This window comes from Pseudomonas sp. CFBP 8758, assembly GCF_014841725.1.
Taxonomy (GTDB): Bacteria; Pseudomonadota; Gammaproteobacteria; order Pseudomonadales; family Pseudomonadaceae; genus Aquipseudomonas; species Aquipseudomonas baltica.
The window spans coordinates 62719-80871 of sequence record NZ_JACYUK010000005.1 but is presented as its reverse complement, the minus strand read 5'-3'; the positions used below and the strand labels follow the sequence as shown (position 1 = coordinate 80871).

Annotated in this window: 15 protein-coding genes; 8 read left to right on the top strand and 7 right to left on the bottom strand. The window is 63.2% G+C overall.

Going from position 1 to position 18153, the window contains the following annotated elements:
* Positions 1-532: 532 nt before the first annotated feature.
* The 4 genes from IFT75_RS12145 to choX all read right to left on the bottom strand — a co-directional run bounded on the left by IFT75_RS12145 (position 533) and on the right by choX (position 4276).
* Entirely contained in the window at positions 533-985 is a 453-nt protein-coding gene (locus IFT75_RS12145) for a thioesterase family protein (protein WP_185794761.1), read from the bottom strand.
* Positions 982-1947: an L-carnitine dehydrogenase gene (locus IFT75_RS12140; RefSeq protein ID WP_122715894.1), complete on the bottom strand. Its 966-nt coding sequence runs from the start codon at positions 1945-1947 to the stop codon at positions 982-984. The genes IFT75_RS12145 and IFT75_RS12140 overlap by 4 nt, the downstream gene beginning before the upstream one ends.
* Positions 1948-2083: 136 nt before the next feature.
* Positions 2084-2968 carry a 3-keto-5-aminohexanoate cleavage protein gene (locus IFT75_RS12135; protein WP_122796258.1) on the bottom strand — a complete coding sequence of 295 codons (885 nt, stop codon included), beginning with the start codon at positions 2966-2968 and terminating at the stop codon, positions 2084-2086.
* A 387-nt stretch (positions 2969-3355) separates the two neighbouring features.
* Complete coding sequence (gene choX, locus IFT75_RS12130; protein ID WP_185794763.1) at positions 3356-4276, bottom strand: choline ABC transporter substrate-binding protein; 921 nt, start codon at positions 4274-4276, stop codon at positions 3356-3358.
* 245 nt (positions 4277-4521) lie between these two features.
* On the opposite strand from choX, the gene IFT75_RS12125 reads away from it, so the two are divergent.
* Positions 4522-5469 (top strand): GlxA family transcriptional regulator, encoded by a 948-nt coding sequence (locus IFT75_RS12125; protein WP_192054989.1) that lies wholly within the window; start codon positions 4522-4524, stop codon positions 5467-5469.
* Positions 5470-5799: 330 nt separating this feature from the next.
* On the top strand, positions 5800-6057 hold the full coding sequence (locus tag IFT75_RS12120) for a hypothetical protein (RefSeq protein ID WP_122479790.1): 258 nt from the start codon (positions 5800-5802) through the stop codon (positions 6055-6057).
* 19 nt (positions 6058-6076) lie between these two features.
* Here the strand turns inward: IFT75_RS12120 and IFT75_RS12115 are convergent, their stop codons facing one another.
* Together IFT75_RS12115 and IFT75_RS12110 are read right to left on the bottom strand one after the other, a co-directional pair.
* Complete coding sequence (locus tag IFT75_RS12115; RefSeq protein ID WP_192054988.1) at positions 6077-6499, bottom strand: DUF3010 family protein; 423 nt, start codon at positions 6497-6499, stop codon at positions 6077-6079.
* Positions 6496-6897, bottom strand: coding sequence for a lysozyme inhibitor LprI family protein (locus tag IFT75_RS12110; protein WP_122479788.1), 402 nt, complete (start codon positions 6895-6897; stop codon positions 6496-6498). Before IFT75_RS12110 ends, IFT75_RS12115 begins: the two co-directional genes overlap by 4 nt.
* A 286-nt stretch (positions 6898-7183) precedes the next feature.
* On the opposite strand from IFT75_RS12110, the gene IFT75_RS12105 reads away from it, so the two are divergent.
* From IFT75_RS12105 to etfB, 6 genes are all read left to right on the top strand, one after another.
* A complete protein-coding gene (locus IFT75_RS12105; RefSeq protein WP_122479787.1) occupies positions 7184-8161 on the top strand; it encodes a dipeptidase in 978 nt (325 codons plus the stop codon).
* A gap of 212 nt (positions 8162-8373) precedes the next feature.
* Positions 8374-8904: a DUF5943 domain-containing protein gene (locus tag IFT75_RS12100; protein ID WP_122479786.1), complete on the top strand. Its 531-nt coding sequence runs from the start codon at positions 8374-8376 to the stop codon at positions 8902-8904.
* Between the two features lie 18 nt (positions 8905-8922).
* The gene (gene dgcA / locus IFT75_RS12095; RefSeq protein WP_185794768.1) at positions 8923-10983 is read left to right on the top strand and encodes a dimethylglycine demethylation protein DgcA; all 2061 of its coding nucleotides are present in this window, start codon (positions 8923-8925) and stop codon (positions 10981-10983) included.
* Between the two features lie 119 nt (positions 10984-11102).
* Positions 11103-13055, top strand: coding sequence for a dimethylglycine demethylation protein DgcB (gene dgcB / locus IFT75_RS12090; protein ID WP_192054987.1), 1953 nt, complete (start codon positions 11103-11105; stop codon positions 13053-13055).
* Entirely contained in the window at positions 13055-14275 is a 1221-nt protein-coding gene (etfA, locus tag IFT75_RS12085) for an electron transfer flavoprotein subunit alpha (protein WP_192054986.1), read from the top strand. Before dgcB ends, etfA begins: the two co-directional genes overlap by 1 nt.
* Positions 14276-14303: 28 nt before the next feature.
* The gene (gene etfB, locus IFT75_RS12080) at positions 14304-15077 is read left to right on the top strand and encodes an electron transfer flavoprotein subunit beta (protein ID WP_192054985.1); all 774 of its coding nucleotides are present in this window, start codon (positions 14304-14306) and stop codon (positions 15075-15077) included.
* A 42-nt stretch (positions 15078-15119) separates the two neighbouring features.
* On the opposite strand, the gene IFT75_RS12075 is transcribed toward etfB, so the two are convergent.
* Complete coding sequence (locus IFT75_RS12075) at positions 15120-18101, bottom strand: RHS repeat domain-containing protein (protein ID WP_192054984.1); 2982 nt, start codon at positions 18099-18101, stop codon at positions 15120-15122.
* Between the last annotated feature and the right edge of the window lie 52 nt (positions 18102-18153).

Below are 18153 nucleotides of genomic sequence, written 5' to 3'. Positions count from 1 at the left end.
TCTCGATCCGTTCGAGGTGCGCGAGGGCTGGTTCGAGGTGTTGCTGCCGTCGCTGCAACTGGTGTTGACCGACCAGGTGCCCGAAGCGGTGCGGGCGCGGGCCGAGTACACCCTCAAGCACCTGCCGCTGCGCGATGACGAGCGGGTGATGCGCGTGCGGCGGCAATGGTTGCGCTTGTTCGAAGAGGGCAAAGTCGGGCTGGAAGGGCNATGCGATGTATCAGGCAGACCGCAGTGCGGCTTTCGCGGCCGATGACCGCTCCTACGAGGCGCCAGAAACCCCGTAGGAGCGGTCTGTGGCCGCGAAGGGGCGCGATGCGATGTATCAGGCAGAGCGCAGTGCGGCTTTCGCGGCCGATGACCGCTCCTACGAGGCACCTCAAACCCCGTAGGAGCGGTCTGTGGCCGCGAAGGGCGCGATGCGATGTATCAGGCAGACCGCAGTGCGGCTTTCACGGCCGATGACCGCTCCTACGAGGCACCAGAAACCCCGTAGGAGCGGTCCGTGGCCGCGAAGGGCGCGATGTGGTATTCAGCCAGGCAACGCAATCCGTCGCCCTGCGTACTCCGCCTCGGGCTGTTGTCGCTGCGCCTCGAAAGCCTCGGCCAGCACGGCCAATGAAGGCACCCCGAACAGCGCCGACTTCGGCCCCTTCAGATCCACATGCAAGAGCATCTGCTCGCTGGCGGCCAGCACCTCGTCCGCGCCTTGCAGGTGCAGCGTGTGGTACACCTGCACCCGTTTGTGGTCATGGGCCAGCACCCGCGTACGCACCTGAACCTGCGCCCCTTGTTTCACTTCATGCAGATAGTTGAGGTGACATTCCAGCGTGAACAGCGAGCGCCCGTCACGCTGCGGATCCACTCCGATCCGCAGCATGAACGCATCGGTGGCGTAGCTGAAGATCAGCAGATAGAACGCATCGCGCAGATGCCCGTTGTAGTCCACCCACTCCGCGAGCACCGGCGTCTGGTAGGTGATCATTCGGCGAAGCTCATGCCGTGCCGGGCCTTGGTCACCCGTACTGCGTCCAGCACCGCCAGCAGGCAATCATCGCGATAGCGCTCCAGGGCGCCGATGCTGTGTTCGCCCAGCTGCGCCGAGGTACCCGCAACCACCTCGTCGATCAGCGAGTCGGTCAGCTCCGGCGCCGGCAGGTAGGTCCAGGGCAGCTTCAGCGCCGGGCCGAACTGGTTCATGAAGTGCCGCATGCCGGCGTCGCCGCCCGCCAGGGTGTAGGTCAGAAACGTGCCCATGAACGACCAGCGCAAACCGGCGCCAAAGCGAATGGCGTCGTCGATCTCGCCCGTGGTAGCCACACCGTCGTTGACCAGGTGCAAGGCTTCGCGCCACAGCGCCTCGAGCAGGCGGTCGGCGATGAAACCAGGCACCTCCTTGCGCACATGCAACGGGCGCATGCCCAAGCTTTCGTACACGGCGATGGCCGCCTGGATCGCCTCGGGTGCGGTGTGTCGGCCGCCGACCACTTCCACCAGCGGCAGCAGGTAAACCGGGTTGAACGGATGGCCGACCACGCAGCGCTCCGGGTGTGTGGCGCCTTCATAGAATTCGCTGGGCAGCAGCCCTGACGTGCTGGAACCAATCAAGGCGTCGGGCTTGGCGGCGGCGCTGATTCGGGCGTGCAGGTCCAGTTTCAGTTCCAGCCGTTCTGGCGCGCTTTCCTGGATGAAGTCGGCGTCGCGCACGCAGTCCTCGACGGTGGCCACAAAGCGCAGCCGCGACTGCGCTGCACCCGCCGCCAGGCCCTGTTTGACCAGGGCCGGCCAGGCGTTGGCGACGCGTTGGCGCAAGGCGGCTTCGGCGCCGGGCGCAGGGTCCCAGGCCACTACGTCTAGGCCATGGGCCAGGGCGCGGGCGACCCAGCCGCTGCCGATGACACCGCTGCCCAGGGCGGCGAAGGTTTTTATGTGGGTGATGAAAGTCATGGGTCATTCCTGGAGAGGTGTGTGGGGGATGCGGGCCTCTTCGCGGGCAGAGCCCGCTCCCACATGGGATCTTTGTGGGAGCGGGGCGGGCGGCGAAGCTGCTACCCGCGAAGAGGCCTGGAGAGCACCAAAAAAATCAGCGGCTGACGAGGTTCATCTTTTTCCGCCCTTCGGCCGGTGTCAGCACCCGGGCGCCCAGTCGGGTAAGGATCTCGCCGGCGCGTTCGACCAATTGACCGTTGGTGGCCAGCACGCCTTTCTCCAGCCAGATGTTGTCTTCCAGCCCGACCCGTACGTTGCCGCCCAGCAGCACCGCCTGCGCGGCCATGGGCATCTGCATGCGACCGATGCCGAAGCCGGCCCACACCGCGTCTGCCGGCAAGTTGTCGACCATGGCCTTCATGGTGGTGGTATCGGCCGGCGCACCCCATGGAATGCCCAGGCACAACTGGAACAGCGGATCGTGCAGCAAGCCTTCCTTGATCATCTGCTTGGCGAACCACAGGTGGCCGGTGTCGAAGATTTCCAGCTCGGCCTTCACGCCCAGCTCGGTGATGCGTTTGGCACCGGCACGCAATTGTGCGGGGGTGGAGACGTAGATGCTGTTGCCGTCGCCGAAATTGAGGGTGCCGCAATCCAGGGTGCAGATCTCCGGCAGCAACGCTTCGACGTGAGCCAGGCGCGCCAGCGGGCCGATCAGGTCGGTGCCGGGGCCGAACGCCATCGGCGTTTCCCCAGGGCCGATCTCGAGGTCGCCACCCATGCCGGCGGTGAGGTTGACGATGATGTCGATGTCGGCCTCGCGAATGCGCTCCATGACTTCCCGGTACAGCGCCACGTCGCGGCTGAAGCGGCCGGTCTGTGGGTCGCGGACATGGCAGTGCACGACCGTGGCGCCCGCCTTGGCTGCCTCTACGGCGGCGGCGGCGATCTGTTTCGGCGTGACCGGAACATGCGGGCTTTTCGCGGTGGTGTCGCCAGCACCGGTCAAAGCGCAGGTGATGATGACGTCGTGGTTCATTGCAGGGTTCCTTGAGGAGTGTGTCTGATGTAACGCGGTTGTCGCCGGACGCGGCTTGCGCCGCTGCTACAGGGGATCGCGGTGTGTCCGGCAGAGCGCGGTTGTTCCCGCACGTACAAGCCAGGCGCAGTGTTCTGTAGCAGCGGCGCGAGCCGCGTCGGCGGTATTGCGGTGTAACTGATGCAGCGCGGTTGTTCCCGGACGTACAAGGCAGGCGCGCTGTTCTGTAGCAGCGGCGCGAGCCGCGTTGGCGGTATCTGCGGTGTGGCTGATGCAGCGCGGTCTTGTTCATCTACCGTGGTGAACCATTCGCGGGTAGAACCCGCTCCCACAGAACCGGCTCCCACAGAACCTGCTGCCACAGGCGGCGCTGCTACAGGGGTGCGTTCAAGCGGCGGGTTTGCCGTCGAAGGTGGTGACGCCTTGCAGCCAGCGCTGGCGATCCTGAGGGTGGTCCTTGAGCCATTGCCGTGCCGAGTCGAAGGCGTCCTTGTGCTCCAGCAGCGGCTGCATCATTCGGCTCTCGTCGGCGGCCGTGAAAGTCAGGTTGCCTAGCAGCTTGTCCACGTTCGGGCAGCGGCTGGCGTAGTCCGGTGCGGTCACTGTCCACACAGTGGCCATGCCCTCGTTCGGGCCCAGGGCATCTTCACTGCCGCTCAGGTAGGTCATGTCCTGATTGACGTTCATCGGGTGCGGTGCCCACCCGAAGAACACGATGGCCTCGTTGCGCTTCACCGCGCGCGTCACCGCCGAGAGCATGCCGGCTTCACTGGACTCCACCAGTTGAAAGTCGCCCAGGCCGAAGCGGTTCTTGGCGATCATGTCCTTGATCTGGGTGTTGGCGCCCGACCCCGGTTCGATACCGTAGATCTTGCCGCCCAGTTCCTTCTTGAATTTGGCAATGTCGGCGAAGCTTTTCAGGCCTTTGTCGGCCAGGTAGGTCGGCACGGCCAACGTGGCGCGGGCGTCCTTCAAGCTGGGCTCGGCCAGCACGCGGACCTGCTTCTGTTCCACGAAGGGAGTGATGGTCTGGGTCATCAACGGGTTCCAGTAACCCAGAAACATGTCCAGGCGCTGGTCGCGGATACCGGCGAAGATGATCTGCTGGGACGCGCTGGTCTGTTTGACGCTGTAGCCCAGGTCGTCGAGCAGCACCTGGGTCATGGCGCTGGTGGCGATCACGTCGGTCCAGTTGACTACGCCCAGGCGCACGTTCTTGCAACTGGCCGGTTCCGCGGCGCTGGCCGTGCCGGTCAACAGCGCGGTACCGGTAAGCATCAGCAGGCAGCAGCTGATCAATCTGTTCATGATGGCTCCCTCAGGCGGCAGTTCGAATTGTTATGGGGGCGGCGTCTGCGCGCCGTTTGCATAAGGTACGCAGGCCATTGCCGGAAAAAACGCACTGCGGCGACCGGCTCTTGCACAGTGGCGACGTGGTGGGTATTAGTGGTGTTTCACAGAGGCCCTCTTCGTGGGCAGAGGGCTCGCCGCCCGCCCCGCTTCCACAGGATCGCGCTGTGGGATCGCTGCCCGCAGAACTCACAGAGCACACCATGGCCCAAGACTTCAATTTCCTGTTGCTGCCCGGATTTTCCGCAATCGGTTTCATCTCGGCGATCGAGCCTCTGCGCGTGGCCAACCGCTTTCGCGGCGAGCTGTACCGGTGGCAGGTGCTGAGCCTGGACGGCGGCGCGGTACTGGCCAGCAACGGCATGTCGGTGAATGCCGATGGGGGACTCGGGCCGCTGACCAAGGGCGTGACGTTGTTGGTGGTGGCGGGCTTCGAGCCGCTGGCAGCCTTTGATGCAACGCTGCGCGATTGGCTGCGGCGGCTGGATCGCGAGGGCGTGACCCTGGGCGGTATCGACACCGGCAGTTTCGTCCTGGCCGAGGCGGGCCTGCTCGAGCGCCATCGCGTGGCGCTGCACTGGGAGGCCTTGGATGCTTTTCGCGAATCCTACCCCGCGCTCAGCGCCAGCCAGGAGCTGTTCGAGACCGACAGCCTGCGCATCACCTGCGCCGGCGGTACTGCCTGCATCGATCTGATGCTCGATCTGATCGGCCAGGCCCATGGCAGCTCGCTGGCCATCCAGGTGTCCGAGCAGTTCGTGGTGGGGCGCATTCGCCCGCGCAAGGACCACCAGCGCATGGAAATCGCTTCACGCTACGGCCTCAGCAACAAAAAGCTGGTGCAGGTGATCGGCGAGATGGAACAGCACACCGAACCGCCGCTGAGCACCTTGCAGCTGGCCGACCTGGCCAAGGTCACTCGCCGCCAGCTGGAGCGCTTGTTCCGTCTGCATCTGAACGACACCCCGAGCAACTTCTACTTGCGCCTGCGCCTGGAAAAAGCCCGGCAGCTGCTGCGCCAGACCCAGATGAGCGTGCTGGAGGTGAGCATTGCCTGCGGTTTCGACTCGCCGTCTTATTTCACCCGCAGCTACCGGGCGCGCTTTGCCCGCTGCCCGCGGGAAGATCGGCGCGGGCGCGAGTCGGGGTAGGTCGTTCACCATGCAGCGGCCGTGCCGACGCCTTCGCGGCCACTGGCCGCTCCTACGGAAGACTGTTATCCCTCTGCCTTCGCGGCCACTGGCCGCTCCTACGGAAGACTGTTATCCCTCTGCCTTCGCGGCCACTGGCCGCTCCTGCGGAAGGACTGTGATCCCTCTACCGCCTGGGGCACTGGCCGCTCCTACGGATGGAATGTGTGCGTGTCGTAGGAGCGGCCTGTGGCCGCGAAGGGGCCGGTAAAGCCAATGCATATGTACCGTTCGTGCACGCCACGTGGCCGCTAACCTGCGCGCTCATTCAGCGATAAAGGAATCATCGAAATGAGCAAGCAAGTCATGGGTGCGCCAATTCTGGCAGTGGCTCTTCTGGCATTGGCCGGGCCGGCAGCGGCGGCGTGGTACGACTGCCGGGTCATCGACAACCAGGCCGACGACGCCTGGAACAACACCCTGGTTGATCTGCCCGTGGAGGCCGACAGCCTGGCGGATGCCGAGCACAAGACGCGTGCGTTCGTGGCGCAGGACCCCAGCAATCCGACCGACATCGGCTTGGACTGCCGGGTAAACGAGGAGGAATGAAAGACGACTGTTGACCGTTTCAGCGCGCCTTGAGCAATACCGCGCAGGCAGCCTTGTAGGCTTCGTGCTGGTATTTGTTCAAGCTGCCTGGCAGCTCAACCAGCTTCTTGGCCTGGGCGCTGATGGTCTGCGGCGACACCAGCACTGCCTCGCAGCCTTCGAGCAGCTGCAGCACGCCTTCGATCTTGAAGGTGGTCGGCCCGCCGGCGAACTCGCCTTTCTTGCCGCGCTTCTTGATGGCGAGCATCTTCAACCCGTTGTCGCCGACGAAAGCGGCCACCTGTTCGCGAAACTGCCGCACGTTCGCCGCGATGTCATCGTCTTCCAGCGCGATCTTCTTGAGGGAAGTGGAAAGATGCGCCAACGCTGAACCGTCGTATTCCACCACGGCAAAGATCGCTTCGCTGCCCTTGATCTCGACCCCGACTATTTTAACGCTCACTCCAGGCCCACCGATTGCAGGAATTCGGAACGCTCGTCGCTTTTCTGCGCGCGACAATCGTTCTGGGCAATGTCATAGGCCTTGGTGCCTTTGCCGGCATTGACGGTGTACACGTCGCAATCGGCATCGCGCGACTTGGCCCACAGGTCCTGGGCAGTCTTGAGCCTGTCGGTGAACGCTTTGAGTTCGGGCGAGCCTTTGGGGAACTGGGAGTTGATGCGGTCGAGCAGGTCGGTGTACGACTCGCTCATCTCGGTTTCCGATGTCTTGCGGTTGTAGGCCGAGCAATCGTAGCTCTGCTGATCGGTTTCGACGTTATCGCACGGGGTGGGGCCGTCGGACTCTTCTGCCTGGGCGGCGAAGGACAGCAGGGCAAGCATCAGCAGCGTGAATCTCATGAGGATCTACCTAACCCGTTGAGCAGGACAATTGCCGCTGATTCTGTCTCAGGGGCGCTGGAAAGCATAGGGGCGCAGCGATGCCAGGCGGTTTATTTCATGCAGTGGCACGACCAAGCATGTCTCCCCTGCAAGGGGGGTGGTCATCTTTTGCATCGTGCGTTGACGCTTTCGGCAATTCCCCTGTCGTTTTTGCATCCGGTCGCCCTGTCGCGCAGGCATATGCTGGCCCCATGAAGCGCCGACATACGATTCGGCGCCTGACTTGCCTGATGGGGACTGCCCGATGAGCCCAGCCGAACTGCACGCCGACAGCATCGTCATCGACGGGCTGATCATTGCCAAATGGAACCGCGAACTGTTCGAGGACATGCGCAAGGGCGGTCTGACCATGGCCAACTGCACGGTGTCGGTGTGGGAAGGTTTCCAGGCCACCATCGACAGCATCTGCAAGAGCCAGAAGCTGATGCGCGAGAACAGCGACCTGGTCATGCCCGTGCGCAGCACCGCCGACATCCGCAAGGCCAAGGAAACCGGCAAGACCGGCATCCTCTTCGGCTTCCAGAACGCCCACGCCTACGAAGACCAGATCGGCTACGTGGAAGTGTTCAAGCAGCTGGGCGTGGGTATCGTGCAGATGTGCTACAACACCCAGAACCTGGTCGGTACCGGCTGCTACGAGCGCGACGGCGGCCTGTCCGGGTTCGGCCGTGAAATCGTCGCCGAGATGAACCGTGTGGGCGTGATGTGCGACCTGTCCCACGTCGGCTCCAAGACCAGCGAAGAAGTCATCCTCGAATCGAAGAAACCGGTGTGCTACTCCCATTGCCTGCCGTCGGGCTTGAAAGAACACCCGCGCAACAAGTCCGATGAAGAGCTGAAATTCATCGCCGACCATGGCGGCTTCGTCGGCGTGACCATGTTCGCGCCGTTCCTGGCCAAGGGTATCGATTCGACCATCGACGACTACGCCGAAGCCATCGAATACACCATGAACATCGTCGGTGAAGACGCCATCGGCATCGGCACCGACTTCACCCAGGGCCACGGCCAGGACTTCTTCGAATACCTGACCCACGACAAGGGCTACGCCCGCCGCCTGACCAGCTTCGGCAAGATCATCAATCCGCTGGGCATCCGCACCGTGGGCGAGTTCCCCAACCTGACCGAAACCCTGCTCAAGCGCGGCCACAGCGAACGCGTGGTGCGCAAGATCATGGGCGAGAACTGGGTCAATGTCCTCAAGGACGTCTGGGGCGAGTGAATACCTCTGGAGCCTACTGCGCTCGCCGATAGCTGCGTCAGGTCCTCGCGAAAAGCTCGCCGTACCTCGGTACTGTCTCGCCTTTCGCTCCGGTCCTTCCTTGCTCTCGACGTGCTCGCTACGGCTCCAAAGGCATTCACACAACTGTCTATCTACGAGCAAAGCGATTGTGCGTTGCTTGCTCGAATCATGTTTATCGGAGATCACTCACCATGGCCAAGATCGCCCCGCAACTGCCCATCGAAGTCGACAGCGAAACCGGTATCTGGACCTCCGACGCCCTGCCCATGCTGTACGTGCCGCGTCACTTCTTCGTCAACAACCACATGGGCATCGAAGAGGTGCTGGGCGCCGACGCCTACGCCGAGATTCTCTACAAGGCGGGCTACAAATCCGCCTGGCATTGGTGCGAGAAAGAAGCCGAGTGCCATGGCCTGGAAGGCGTCGCGGTGTTCGAGCACTACATGAAGCGTCTGTCGCAGCGCGGCTGGGGCCTGTTCAAGATCCAGGACATCGACCTGGACCAGGGCACCTGTAGCGTCAAGCTGGAGCATTCCGCCTTCGTCTACGTGTACGGCAAGGTCGGACGCAAGGTCGACTACATGTTCACCGGCTGGTTCGCCGGCGCCATGGACCAGATTCTCGCCGCTCGCGGCAGCAGCATTCGTACCGTCGCCGAGCAAGTGTACGGCGGCTCCGAAGAAGGCCACGAAGATGGCCTCTTCACCGTGAAACCGTTGTAAGTCGAGGAATCAACCGTCATGGCTTTCGAAGCGATGTTCCAGCCGATCCAGATCGGCAAGCTGACGATCCGCAACCGCGTGCTCAGTACCGCGCACGCCGAGGTCTACGCCACCGACGGCGGCATGACCACCGATCGTTACGTGAAATACTACGAAGAGAAAGCCAAGGGTGGAATAGGCCTGGCCATCTGCGGCGGTTCCTCCAGCGTGGCCATCGACAGCCCCCAGGGCTGGTGGAAATCGGTCAACCTGGCCACCGACAAGATCATTCCGCATTTCCAGAACCTGGCCGACGCCATGCACAAGCATGGGGCCAAGATCATGATCCAGATCACCCACATGGGCCGGCGCTCGCGCTGGGACGGCGAGCACTGGCCGACCCTGATGTCGCCCTCGGGTATCCGCGAGCCGGTGCACCGCGCCACCTGCAAGACCATCGAGCCTGAAGAGATCTGGCGCGTGATCGGCAACTACGCCAGCGCTGCGGCCCGCGCCAAGGCCGGCGGCCTGGACGGCGTCGAGCTGTCGGCGGTGCACCAGCACATGATCGACCAGTTCTGGAGCCCGCGGGTCAACAAGCGCACCGATGAGTGGGGCGGCAGCTTCGAAAACCGCATGCGCTTCGGCATGGAGGTGATCAAGGCCGTGCGCAAGGAAGTCGGCGACGACTTCTGCGTGGGGCTGCGCATCTGCGGCGACGAATTCCATCCCGATGGCCTCAGCCACGAGGACATGAAGGAAATCGCCAAGTACTACTGCGACACCGGCATGCTCGATTTCCTCGGCGTGGTGGGCTCGGGTTGCGACACCCACAACACCCTGGCCAACGTCATTCCCAACATGAGCTACCCGCCCGAGCCGTTCCTACACCTGGCGGCAGGGATCAAGGAGGTGGTGAACATCCCGGTGCTGCACGCGCAGAACATCAAGGATCCGAACCAGGCGACGCGCATCCTTGAAGGCGGCTACGTCGACATGGTCGGCATGACCCGGGCGCACATCGCCGACCCGCACCTGATCGCCAAGATCAAGATGGGCCAGATCGACCAGATCAAGCAATGCGTGGGCGCCAACTACTGCATCGACCGGCAGTACCAGGGGCTGGACGTGCTGTGCATCCAGAACGCGGCCACGTCGCGTGAATACATGGGCGTGCCGCACATCATCGAAAAGTCCACCGGCGTGAAGCGCAAGGTGGTGGTGGTCGGCGCAGGGCCTGCCGGCATGGAGGCCGCGCGCGTGGCGGCCGAGCGTGGCCACGACGTGACGTTGTTCGAGAAGAAGGACTTCATCGGTGGGCAGATCACCACTGCGTCCAAGGCGCCGCAGCGTGACCAGATCGCTGGCATTACCCGCTGGTTCCAGCTGGAACTGGCGCGCCTGAAGGTCGACCTGCGCCTGGGCACGGCTGCCGATGCCGATACCATCATGGACCTGCGCCCGGACATCGTCGTGCTGGCGGTGGGTGGCCACCCGTTTCTGGAACAGAACGAGCACTGGGGCGCCGAAGAGGGCCTGGTGGTCAGCAGCTGGGACGTGCTCGACGGCAAGGTCGCACCGGGCAAGAACGTGCTGGTGTACGACACCATCTGCGAGTTCACCGGCATGTCGGTGGCCGACTTCCTCGCCGACAAGGGCAGCCAGGTGGAGATCGTCACCGACGACATCAAGCCGGGCGTGGCCATCGGCGGTACGTCGTTCCCCACCTACTACCGCAGCATGTACCCCAAGGAAGTGATCATGACCGGCGACATGATGCTGGACAAGGTCTACCGCGAAGGCGACAAGCTGGTGGCCGTGCTGGAGAACGAATACACCGGCGCCAAGGAAGAACGCGTGGTCGACCAAGTGGTGGTGGAGAACGGCGTGCGTCCCGACGAACAGCTCTACTACGCGCTCAAGCAGGGGTCGCGCAACAAGGGCCAGATGGACATCGACGCCTTGTTCGCGATCCAGCCGCAGCCGTCGTTGAGTACTTCGGGCGACGACTATCTGCTGTTTCGTATCGGCGACTGCGTGGCCCAGCGCAACACCCACGCGGCGATCTACGACGCGCTGCGCCTGTGCAAGGATTTTTGACCCTGCTCCCGTAGGAGCGGTCATCGGCCGCGAAGGGATCACTGCGGTGTACCTGATACAGCGCAGTGACCGTTTCGCGGCCGATGACCGCTCCTACGAGGGTCCACAGAGGCTTCACCATGCTCAATACACTGCTTCCCATCCTGTTGTTCGCCGCCCTGGCCCTGGCTGTTCTGGGCGCCGTGCGGCGAATCAATATGTGGCGCCGCGGTCGGCCATCCCAGGTCGACCTGCTGGGCGGCCTGCTGGCCATGCCCAGGCGCTACATGGTCGACCTGCACCATGTGGTCGCGCGCGACAAGTACATCGCCAACACCCACGTCGCCACGGCCGGTGGCGCTGTGCTGGCGGCGGTGCTGGCGGTGCTGGTCCATGGCTTCGGCCTGCACAATCGCATGCTTGGCTATGCGCTGCTGTTCGCCACCGCGCTGATGTTCGTCGGTGCCTGCTTCGTCTATGCCCGCCGCCGCAACCCGCCCGCGCGCCTGTCCAAGGGCCCGTGGATGCGCCTGCCGAAAAGCCTGCTGATGTTCTCGGCCACCTTCTTCATCGCCACCTTGCCGGTGGCCGGTATCTTGCCGATGAATTTCGGCGGTTGGGTACTGGCTGCGGTGCTGGGCATCGGCGTGCTGTGGGGCGTGTCGGAACTGTTTCTCGGACTGACCTGGGGCGGGCCGATGAAGCACGCTTTCGCTGGCGCCTTGCACCTGGCCTGGCACCGCCGCGCCGAACGCTTTGGCGGTGGTCGCTCCACCGGCCTGAAGCCGTTGGACCTGAACGACCCCACTGCGCCGCTGGGCGTGGAAAAACCCAAGGACTTCACCTGGAACCAGCTGCTGGGCTTCGATGCCTGCGTGCAGTGCGGCAAATGTGAAGCCGCGTGCCCGGCGTTCGCCGCCGGTCAACCGTTGAACCCGAAGAAGCTCATTCAGGACATGGTCGTAGGCCTGGCCGGTGGCACCGATGCGAACTTCGCCGGCAGCCCCTATCCTGGCAAGGCCATTGGCGAACACGCCGGCAACCCGCACCAGCCTATCGTCAATGGCCTGGTCGATGCCGACACCCTGTGGTCGTGCACCACCTGCCGCGCCTGCGTGGAAGAGTGTCCGATGATGATCGAGCACGTCGATGCCATCGTCGACATGCGCCGCCACCTGACCCTGGAAAAAGGCGCCACGCCCAACAAGGGCGCCGAAGTGCTGGACAACCTGATCGCCACCGACAACCCCGGCGGTTTCAATCCCGGTGGCCGGATGAACTGGGCCGCCGACCTGAACCTGCCATTGTTGAGCGAGCGCAAAACCATCGACGTGCTGTTCTGGGTTGGGGACGGCGCCTTCGACATGCGCAACCAACGCACCTTGCGCGCCTTCGTCAAAGTGCTGAAAGCGGCCAAGGTCGATTTCGCCGTGCTCGGCCTGGAAGAGCGCGACAGCGGAGACGTGGCGCGGCGACTGGGCGACGAGGCCACCTTCCAGCTGCTGGCCAAGCGCAATATCGGCACCCTCGCCAAGTACGGCTTCAAACGCATCGTCACCTGCGACCCCCACAGCTTCCATGTGTTGAAGAACGAGTACGGTGCGCTGGGCGGCAACTATCAGGTGCTGCACCACAGCACCTTCATGGCCGAACTGGTCACCGCCGGCCAGCTCCATCTGGGGCAGCACAAGGGCGGCAGCGTGACCTACCACGACCCGTGTTACCTGGGTCGCTACAACGGCGAGTACCAGGCCCCGCGCGATGTGCTCAAGGCGCTGGGTATCGAGGTCAAGGAAATGCAGCGCTCGGGTTTCCGTTCCCGCTGTTGCGGTGGCGGTGGCGGCGCGCCGATCACCGACATACCCGGCAAGCAGCGCATTCCCGACATGCGCATGGAAGACATCCGCGAAACCCAGGCCGACGTCGTGGCCGTGGGCTGCCCGCAGTGCACCGCCATGCTCGAAGGCGTGGTGGAACCGCGGCCGTTGGTCAAGGACATCGCCGAACTGGTCGCCGAGGCGCTGGTCGAGGACAGTGTTGCCCCCGCCAGGCCCGCACCGGCCAAACGTGAAGTTGTCGAGGAGGTGCATTGATGAGTGACCTCATCCGTCGTGATCCGCGGGCCGAATGGATCGCCCGCAACCGCCTGCATCCCTTGCACAGTGCCCTGCAGCCTCAGGCCAGTGCGTGGATGGGGCCCAATGGCGTCATGCGCAAGAACCCTCACGGCATCGGTTTCATCGGCGCCAACGGGATCAAGCGCATCGACCGCAGCGGCGCCCAGCAGGGCGGCGCGAGCAAGCGTTCGGCAGCCGTGGAAGTCAAGCTGCCCTTGCACCAGGTGGCGGTGCCCCAATTCTACATCGCCGTGGTGCCGGACATGGTCGGCGGCCGCCTGAGCAGCCACGACCGCGACGTGCTGGGCCTGGCTCATCGCCTGGCAGCGGGGGGCGGCGCGGTATTGGCCATCGTCTTCGGCGAACACAAGGAACACGCTTTCGATAGCGCAGGCGTCGACCGGCTGTTGATTCTGCAAGGCGGCGAATTCGAAGGTTATGCGCCGGAACAGCGAATCCACGGCCTGCGCGCGGTGGATAATCAGTTCAGCCCACGCCATTGGCTGCTGCCCGACAGCCGTACCGGCGGTGGCGAGCTGGGTCGGCGTTTTGCCGCTTGCCAGGGTGAACGTCCCGCCACACGTGTGTGGCAGGTCAAGGACGGCCAGTGCATCAGCCGTGCCGGTGCCGGCCAGCAGGACATTGCCCGACCGCTGCCGCGCTTGATCCTGGCGGCCGCCGAGTGCGCCGAACCGGTTGACGAGACTCGTCACGAAGCGCTGCCGGTGGCGTTGTCCACAGCCACGGCGCGCAGCCTGCCGCGCATCGAAGACCTCGGTGCGGTAGCAGTCGACCCGGCGGCCGTGCCCATGGCCGAATCGGAATTCATATTCTCGGGGGGCAATGGGGTCAAGGACTGGGAACTGTTCCACCGGACGGCCCAGGCCTTGGGTGCGACCGAAGGTGCCTCGCGGGTGGCGGTGGACGATGGTTTCATGCTGCGCGACCGACAGGTCGGCGCCAGTGGTACCTGGGTGACCGCGCGGGTCTACGTGGCAGTGGGCATTTCCGGTGCCATCCAGCACTTGCAAGGCATTGGTGGTTGCGACAAGGTCATTGCCATCAACCTCGACGCCAACTGCGACATGGTCAAGCGTGCCGACCTGTCGGTGATCGGCGACGGGCAGGCGATCATGCATGCCTTGATCGACGCCATCCAGGCCTATCGCAACCAAGCCAAGCGCGATGCCGCCTGATGGGCGCCACGATGAGAGAGACACAGCCATGAACACCAAGGTCATCACCCTCGTTTCCATCGGCGCCCACCCGACGTCCGGCCGCCCCCGGCGCGCAGACCAGGATTCACGCGCCGTGGAGCTGGGCCTGCAACTGGCCGGAGATGACCTGCAGGTACTGCACGCCGGCGATGTCGCCGAGCCTGCGTTGCGCGCGTACCTGGGCATGGGCCTGCAACAGCTGCACGTGCTCGAACAGCCACAAGGCGCCGATGCCTTGCCGGCCCTGTGCGACTACCTGCAAGCGGCCGGTGCGCACGTGGTGCTCACCGGTACCCAGGCCGAAACCGGCGAAGGCTCGGGCATGTTGCCCTTTCTGCTGGCGGAAAAACTCGGCTGGCCGTTGATCGTTGGCCTGGCCGAGGTCGAGTCCATCGACAACGGCGTGGCCCAGGTGCTGCAGGCCTTGCCCCGAGGCCAACGGCGGCGCCTCAAGGTGCGGCTGCCGTTGCTGGCCACCGTCGACAATGCCGCACCCAAGCCTCGGCAGAGCGCCTACGGCCCGGCGCAGCGCGGACGGCTGCCGGTGGATGAGGTGGAGGTAATCAACGACGAACTGTTCGACAGCGCCGAGTTGCAGCCGGCCAAGCCCCGGCCCAAACGTTTGAAGGTGATCAAGGCCAAGAGCGGCGCGGATCGCATGAAGGCCGCCACGGCCAAGGCCAGTGGCGGAGGAGGGCAGGTGCTCAAGGGCCTGAGCGCCGAAGAGGGCGCTCAGGCGGTGCTCAAGGCGTTGATCGAGGAGGGGGTGGTGCGGCTGTAGCCGCGCTTGCGCTACGTCAATATTTCTGTGTTGATTGAGCTGCTATGCCGCTACCTGCTGACTGAACCCTGTTTTCGACTCGCGTAACAGTGTTACCCGGTCAATAACCGAAGCTATCCGCGCTTGAGTATCGCGAACCCGAGCTTGCAGTCCGCTCATGGTCGTATCGCTCGATATCCGCGCAAGCTTGGAGAATGCTGCGGGAATGAGCACGTCGCTATCGGATGTGCGCATGGCATCTATTTGCTGGAGGTCAACATCGAGCGAAGCGATCAACCCTCTGCCGTTTTCGATGATAGTGCCAAGTTTATCGGGAGCTTTGCCCTGTTCAGCCTTGTAGATCTCGTGGAGCACCTTGACAGTGTCAGGCAGGTAAGCGGCCGCCGGGTGTACAAGACCTAGCACTTTTTTCGTGCCTTCTATGGCCAAGTGCTCGCGCCCGTGAGCATCGGCAGGGTTGTAGCTCTTGATTTTGTCGATCAGTTTTCCAGGAATGCGATCTCCCCCAGCCCCTGCAGATCTATGGATCTTTGCCGCGTTCAAATCGCTGCTATGGAGGTTGACCGAACCGCCAAGCCCAAGTTTCTCGGCGGCTTTATCGCCTAGTACGCCGCCGAGTTTTCCTCCCATAATGCCGCCGGCTATTCCTCCAGGGATCGCCCCGGCACCCCCGGTAACGGCTCCGCCAAAGCCGGCGCCCAGCGCAGTACCGGCTGTCCCCCCGAGCCACGAGCCGAAGTTGGATATGACGACCGCTGCAACACGTTTGCCGCCCGCAGCCACCAATGCACCACTGCCTTCTTCCGCGTTCACCTGTTGCTCAAGGGTGTTCACCTTGCGGTCGACTATATCCAGCACATCTTTCAGCACCCCTACCGCTGCGCTGCGCCGATACCCCATGTTGCGTTTGCTTTCGTACTCGACACTGGCTTCCTTGCTGCGGCGTGCGATTCGGCTGGATTTTGACTGCATCGCGTCAAGAACTGTTGTCCATCCAGCGCCAACAAGGCCGTCGATGTCGCGCAACCCGATAGGGTTATTACTCACCATCCGGTACAGGTTCAACCCATCGATATCGCCGCCGGGGTCCGGGTTGATCCAGCGCAGCAGCCACGGCGCGTAGTAGCGTAAGCCGTAGTAATGCAGACCCGTCGCGTCCCGCTCCTTGCCCGAATAGCGAATCACTTTGTATTGGGCTTCTACAGCGCTACGTGCTGCGCGGCAGGCAGTGCCTCCGAATGGATAATACTCTTCACGGCTCAGTAGCTGCGCGGTGCCGTCGAGCTCCAGCGTGCACGAACCAAGGTGGTTGTCCAGACTGTAGCGTACTTGATCATTCGCTATCTGTTGCGGCTTGCCTGCCACCCAGTGCAACACGCGCACGTTGTTGCATCCGGCCTGTGCAGTGATCACATGCAGGCGCTCACCATTGCTCTGGGTGCGGATCTCCAAGCCTGGCAGGTAGCGTACTTCCTGCAATGCTGTAGTGGCTCGTCGCTGCTGGCTGAGGATTTTGCGCACCCGTCGTCCAGAGGCGTCATAGATATAGCGTTCGTCGTCATTAACGGCGTCATCGCGCTGCACCGTGGTCACTGCCTGCAACTCGTTGCGCACGTTCCAGGTCAGCGGTTGCCCGGATTGCAGCTCCAGCAGGTTACCGTTGGGATCGAAGCCGTTGCGCAAGGCAGCCTCTGTGGGAAGTTCGCCGTTACGCTCAGGCAGCGATCTATTGTTCCGCGTCGCGACGCTCATACGCAGGGTGCGGTTACGAACACCGTTCACATGCCGTAACTCCTGCAGGTTACCGGCAGTGTCATAGCGGAAGCTTTGACAGTAATTGATCATTGCGCTTGGGTCGCTGGAGATCGGTAGCAAGTCTGGAAGTCCAGGGGCGAAAGCGTCGTTATCGAGGGTCTCGCGGCCTGTGGCTTTAATCAGTTGATAGAAAGAGTCATAGGCGTACCGGTTGATCGGGTCGGTACGCTGGTTGGCAAAGTGTTTGACCGGTTGCGCTGCATCCGCGATAGCCAGAATGTTGCCAAGGGGGTCGTAGGTGTAGGTCAGGTCTTGCAGCGTTGTACCATCCTCTCTCCAGGTACGCAGGCGCAAAAGTTGCTGGTCCTCGATTGAGTAATTACGACGCGTGATAACGCCGTTGCCTGCGATCTGTGACACCGCTCGACCGGCAGCGTCGAACTCGATCTCAGCAAGCAGAGTGGTCTGCATGCCAGCGGGGTTGCGCAGGCTGCAGGATCGTTGAGCACCGCTCAGGTCATAGGTCAGGTGCTGAGTGTGAGCCGCGGCGTCCGTAGTTCGCAGCACGCTCCCCAAGGCGTCATGGCTCAGGCAACTGATAGCTCCCGGACCAGGTTCCATCAAGGCGTCCCTCGCCGTGACACTTTCTGGCCAGTTGGGCAGAAGAGTCTCAGCAAGAAACTTTCGTGTAGTGACCAATGGCTGCCCGATAATGCTGAACGCGTCAGCGAACAGGCTGCCCGCGTCATCATCCTGCCGGTAGGCCAAGCCACACCGGTTGAGCGCTGCTTGTTCTGAATCCACGGGGCTATAAGTTTGCCGCGCTGCGATTCGCTCATGGCCTTGGGCGTCGATTTCGCTCACGGCACTCAAGCGCATGAGCTGATCGTAGATCGACCGTACGCAAGTACCTCGGCTGTCCCAGCTTTCTCTCGAAAGCCCGTCAGCATCGTTGATCATCACTTTCCAGCCCGAATCCACGTTGTTCTGCTGCAAGGGCGTGCCCGACAGACTGAACACCGTTGCTTGATTCGGCGTCTCGCTCACACCGCTCTGGAAATGCTCGAACTGACGCGGATCCCACTGGCTGACAGGACGGCCTGCGTGGTCATGCCATTGGGCACTGACCCGGGGCTCGGCAGGGACGTCGGCTTCGCGTCGGTAATAACCGACGGTACGTACGGCCAGGCCACGGGGGTCGGACACCACCAGTGCCGGGGTGCGGGCATGGATGGCGAGTTGATCGGAGATGCTTCGAAGGGGCGACATGCTGTCCTGCCTTGCTCGGATAGATTTCCCTCTTTATCTCTGATCGCCCGGC